Annotated in this window: 1 protein-coding gene; it reads right to left on the bottom strand. The window is 63.9% G+C overall.

Annotated elements, in window-relative coordinates:
- Window positions 1-22: 22 nt before the first annotated feature.
- On the bottom strand, window positions 23-1282 hold a 1260-nt coding region (locus ILT44_RS30385; RefSeq protein WP_204243333.1), incomplete at its 5' end, for a porin.

Consider the following 1282-nt stretch of genomic DNA (forward strand, 5'->3'; position numbering starts at 1 on the left):
CCTGTCCAATCAGACGAGCTGATTAGAAGTCGCGCTGGATGCGGAGACGGCCCGACCAGATGTCGTCGTCGCCACCGTTGCCGATCACGGCGCCGGTCACAGGGCTGACGAAGATCGGAGCGTCGAGCTGGGTGTAGAGAACCTCGACACCGATATCGAGGCCGGACACCGGCGACCAGATCAGGTTACCGCCGATCTGCCAGACGTTGAAGTCGTTCAGACCAACGAGGGCAGCGGTGCGGTCGTACTCAATGGCGGTGTAGGTGCCGTAGATGTTCGAACGCAGCTGCGGGGTCCAGTAGTGACGCAGACCAGCGTACACGCCCCAGCCGGAGCCGGTTTCGATGTCGCCGTTCAGCGGGTTGATGAAGGCGTTCACAGCCGGAGCGAAGGAGTTACCAACGATCGTGGTGTTGCCAAGGCCGGTCGTGCCGACGCCGAGGTAGCCGAGAGCGCCGTCAGCATAGGTCGCAGCGAAGAACAGGGCATCGCCAGCAGCCAGCATCGGAAGGTTGACGCCGACCTGACCGGACACGGCCCAGCCGAACTCGGAGTCAGGGATCGTGCCAGCAAACGGGCCGGTTCCGAGGACGACGTTGCTACGGATCTGGGTGAGAGCCGCAGAAAGCGAAGCCGAACCCCAGGTGCCCGCGTACTTCAGCTGACCAACAACGTCAGGGAAGCGCTCGCCGGCCGCAGAGAAGCCCGCGCCGAAGATCGGAGTAGCGAAGTTGCGGGTCTCGAGCTGATCTTCGAGCGACAGCGAGGCCGAGAAGCCGTTGCCGAACGAGAAGGTGTAAGCCAGCAGGTTCACGTCGGGGAAGTCGTAGAAGCCCGAAACCGTGCTCCAGTTACCGGTCGGCAGATCCTGGTTCACGAAGAACGAGGGAGCGCGACCAGCGGTGAGACCACCGAACTGGATGAAGGCCTGAGCAACCTGCGGAGACGTGGCGATCGAGCCGAAGCCGCTGAAGCCCACGGTCGGGCCGTCTTCGGTCTGGTTCACAGCCGTGCTGTTGTTGTAGGCGCCGGTGCTGCGGGTGATCTCGAGACGCACGAAGGTGCGCAGGAGGCCGTAAGCGGTGGCGGTACGAGCATCGAGCTGGACGCGGCCACGAGCGCGGAAGCCAATGGCATCCTGGGCGCGAATGATCGGCTCAGCGTAGAGATACTCGGCGCGGACACGGCCGCCGACGCGCAGGCAGGTTTCCGTGCCCGGGATGTAGAAGAAGCCGGCTCCGTAGGTGGAGCAGACGCGAACGTATTCGACAGCAGCGGCCTT

Origin of the sequence: Microvirga arvi (assembly GCF_016892765.1) — a bacterium.
Classification (GTDB): domain Bacteria; phylum Pseudomonadota; class Alphaproteobacteria; order Rhizobiales; family Beijerinckiaceae; genus Microvirga; species Microvirga arvi.